The organism is Pseudomonas fluvialis (assembly GCF_002234375.1).
GTDB classification, from domain to species: Bacteria; Pseudomonadota; Gammaproteobacteria; order Pseudomonadales; family Pseudomonadaceae; genus Aquipseudomonas; species Aquipseudomonas fluvialis.
This window is the reverse complement of the sequence record NZ_NMQV01000046.1, coordinates 1-3,226: the sequence shown is the minus strand read 5'-3', so window position 1 is coordinate 3,226 and position 3,226 is coordinate 1. Positions and strand designations below refer to the sequence as shown.

At 53.7% G+C, this 3,226-nt stretch carries 3 protein-coding genes and 3 tRNA genes; all 6 read right to left on the bottom strand.

Translation table 11 applies throughout. The features are described 5' to 3' along the window. Positions 1-131 precede the first annotated feature (131 nt). Positions 132-207 (bottom strand) — tRNA-Thr (locus CFY91_RS15500). 23 nt (positions 208-230) lie between these two features. Next, positions 231-304 (bottom strand) — tRNA-Gly (locus CFY91_RS15495). Between the two features lie 25 nt (positions 305-329). Then, positions 330-414 (bottom strand) — tRNA-Tyr (locus tag CFY91_RS15490). 121 nt (positions 415-535) lie between these two features. Continuing rightward, a complete protein-coding gene (locus tag CFY91_RS15485; RefSeq protein ID WP_093987282.1) occupies positions 536-1,213 on the bottom strand; it encodes an SPOR domain-containing protein in 678 nt (225 codons plus the stop codon). Next, a complete protein-coding gene (locus CFY91_RS15480; RefSeq protein ID WP_093987281.1) occupies positions 1,213-1,962 on the bottom strand; it encodes a type III pantothenate kinase in 750 nt (249 codons plus the stop codon). The genes CFY91_RS15485 and CFY91_RS15480 overlap by 1 nt, the downstream gene beginning before the upstream one ends. Further along, positions 1,952-2,911 (bottom strand): bifunctional biotin--[acetyl-CoA-carboxylase] ligase/biotin operon repressor BirA, encoded by a 960-nt coding sequence (gene birA, locus CFY91_RS15475; protein WP_093987280.1) that lies wholly within the window; start codon positions 2,909-2,911, stop codon positions 1,952-1,954. The genes CFY91_RS15480 and birA overlap by 11 nt, the downstream gene beginning before the upstream one ends. Between the last annotated feature and the right edge of the window lie 315 nt (positions 2,912-3,226).

The following is a 3,226-nucleotide window of genomic DNA, read 5'->3' as shown; positions in this document are numbered from 1 at the left end:
GCCAACGTTGACGTGCGGTTTATTACGTTCAAACTTCTCTTTAGCCACGAGACCATCTCCTATCGAAGAGCTGAGCGATACACACCACCATTAAAACAAAGGCAGATATTTGCATATCTGCCTTTGTCGTTTGGAGCTCATGAGCGGATTTGAACCGCTGACCTCACCCTTACCAAGGGTGTGCTCTACCAACTGAGCTACATGAGCGAATCACCTGCACAACAACAAACTGGAGCGGGCAGCGGGAATCGAACCCGCATCATCAGCTTGGAAGGCTGAGGTTCTACCACTGAACTATGCCCGCAAGAGCTTATTGCTCATGCTGAATCTGGTGGAGGGGGAAGGATTCGAACCTTCGAAGTCGTAGACGTCAGATTTACAGTCTGATCCCTTTGGCCGCTCGGGAACCCCTCCAAAGTGGGCGGCATTCTATCTCAAGCCTCCCCGGTGTCAAGCTTTTTTTCAAGAAAATCTTGAAGTTACACATCACACCCACTTCCAGTGAGCCACCGAAAGCGGCGCCATTCTATGGCAACTATCGTACCGAAGCAATCCCCTCACAAGGCATTAACTGATTTTCCAAGCCATTGAAATCATTAGACAATTGATTGAGTAGTTGCTCGCTAAGCAAACGCTTGGATTGGGGCGCTACCCTTAGCCAAAAGCTACGCTCACCACGCACAAGCTCTCTCATCAACGGCTCATAGCCCGCCGACCGCAAGCGCGCCATCACACTCTCAGCGGAGTCTTTGCGCGGAAAAATTCCCAAGGAAATGCCATTGGCCAGATCCCCCTGACTAATCACATAACTATCAATCTTTCTTGCCTGCAGCTCACGCAATTGCCGCAAGGAAGCCTGCGCAGAGCCCAATGGCGCCAGGTAAACCCAATAGTCTGTCGCCCCCGAAGCCTCCAGTGCGAGCACCTCTACCTGCACCCCCACACTCAGTAAACGCTGCTCAAGAGCCAAGGCTTGATCGCGCAAAGCGAACCCTCCCAAGTACAGACAAGCCTGCTCTGTCGATGCGGCCACACCACCAGACTGAACCATGTCACGCTTATGACTATCCTCCGCCAAAAGACGAATACCCTGCCCGGCGCTTCTCGGCAAAGTCATTGCTTCTACCTCTCTGGGCACTACTGGCGCCTGCTGCTGGTTCCAGACGAAATAGAAAAGATTGAGCATCACCAGTAACAGAAAGAACCAACGCATCATTTATCCCCCAGCGGACATGCCAGCGCCAGCCCATGCAACACCAGATCTGGAACAAGCCTGAACTCCTTATCGATATCCCTGACCAACAAGGCATCCCCCCCCGTCAGAAAAAGACTCACATTCCCCGCGAACTGCTCCCGCGCCAAGGACACCTGCTCGCGAACGAACGCTCTCAGCATTAGCAAGCAACCGCGCTCCACCGCCTCCATAGTGCTCACCCCAGGGGACGAGTCTGCCAAAGCAGAAGCTACAAATGCTTCACCGTAACGGATTCTTCGCGTATGCGTCTGCAACTGACTGCGCAGCAAAGGCATCCCCGGACAGATGTAGCCCCCCAGATGCCGCCCATCCGACGCAACCCAATCGGAAGTTATCGCCGTACCAAGGTCTAACACCAAGCAGGGCCCCTTAGCGAGACTCCAAGCGCCCAAAACCGCCAGCCAACGATCAACGCCCAGCTTGCCGGAGTCCGCATAGCCATTTTGAACGCCCGCACACCAGCTCTCCGACCGAGCACAGCAGACATTGACACCAAAGGCCCTATTTATCGCCATAATTAAGTGGGCAGTTTCCGCATCACTACGCACACTTACCAGACGGCAGGCATTGATCAGCAGCGAAGCATCGGAAATCGCTCCGAGCAACTCAACTTCAGAGCCTGTCCAGCCCCCTGCCAAAACAGCACCCTGCGCATCGACAATGCGCCATTTGATGAAGCTATTCCCACAATCAAGCTCAAGAATCATGCGCCAACCTCAGGCTCAACTCACCGCCACTGAAGCGCTGTTGATGGCCATCAATTTCCAACAGTAAGGAGCCATCTTCATCGACCCCGCTCAGACGACCAGCGATCACTGTATCCCCAGAAGATAACTGCACATCCTGCCCCTGCCAGGCACTAAAGCCCATCCACTCATCACGCAATTGCGAAAATCCCTCGCCTTCCAGGCGTTTTAAGTGCGCAATCAAATGCTTTGCCAAATCCACGACGAGCGCCGAGCGATCAAGCATCACGCCCAGTTCAGCAGCCAGCGAAGTCCACGGCTGCTCAATGGCCTGTTGCTCTTCACGCATATTGACATTGATACCCAGCCCGATAATGAGCTGGCAGGCATCTGACGGATCACCAAGCAACTCCAGAAGAATTCCAGATATCTTCTTGTTACCGCACAAAACATCGTTAGGCCACTTCAACGAAAGCGCCGCAAGACCACGACTCTGTAATGTTCGCAGCACAGCCAGCGCCATCACCAGGCTTACTCCTTTGGCCTGCTGAAGCCCAGACGCCAGTGGGTAAACGAGACTTGCATAGATATTACCGGCATAAGGACTGACCCAAGAGCGCCCCCTTCTCCCTCGCCCCTGTGTTTGTTTTTCCGCAAGCACTAGCACAGGCTTCCGGGCAGTGTTTGCAGCCGCATACTCCTGCGCCAAGGAATTTGTCGAAGTCACTGTCTGATGAACGCAAACATCCAGCTCTGGCAAAGCTGCAGTAATAAGCTCCTCATCGAGCAAGCTCAACGGTCTTTGTAAGCGGTATCCCTTACCACGTACCTTGTCGACTACCAATCCGGTTTCAGCCTGCAAAGCTTGCAAGCGCTTCCAAACAGCAGAGCGACTCAAACCCAGCGCACTACCGAGGAGCTCACCCGAATGAAATCGGCCATCGGCCAGAATCGCCAGCAACGCTTGCATCGACTATGCCTCCCTTTTCAGCAGGGCATCATAGCGGCGAGCACAGGCCGTGTAATCAATTTCCAGAAGCCTCGTACAACCTACACTTCATGGATCCACTATATGTGCATGGGCTACTCATCGCACCAGGAGGGGACGCCGACTGGAAGTACATCAAGCGTCGCGAGAACTTACCCAGCCCCAGCTGAAACGCTGAACAAACTAAAAAGCCACCTACGGGTGGCTTTTTAGTAGGCCGGATATTTCCGAAAGTCAGCCTGGCAGCTTTTTCCCGCGCACAAAGAAGAAACCCCAGCTTCTTTCGAAGCTGGGGTT

Excerpts from the sequence above, each read along its gene's own strand:
- CFY91_RS15485 (WP_093987282.1), bottom strand. The coding sequence starts at position 1,213 with ATGCGTTGGTTCTTTCTGTTACTGGTGATGCTCAATCTTTTCTATTTC.
- CFY91_RS15480 (WP_093987281.1), bottom strand. The coding sequence starts at position 1,962 with ATGATTCTTGAGCTTGATTGTGGGAATAGCTTCATCAAATGGCGCATT.
- birA (WP_093987280.1), bottom strand. The coding sequence starts at position 2,911 with ATGCAAGCGTTGCTGGCGATTCTGGCCGATGGCCGATTTCATTCGGGT.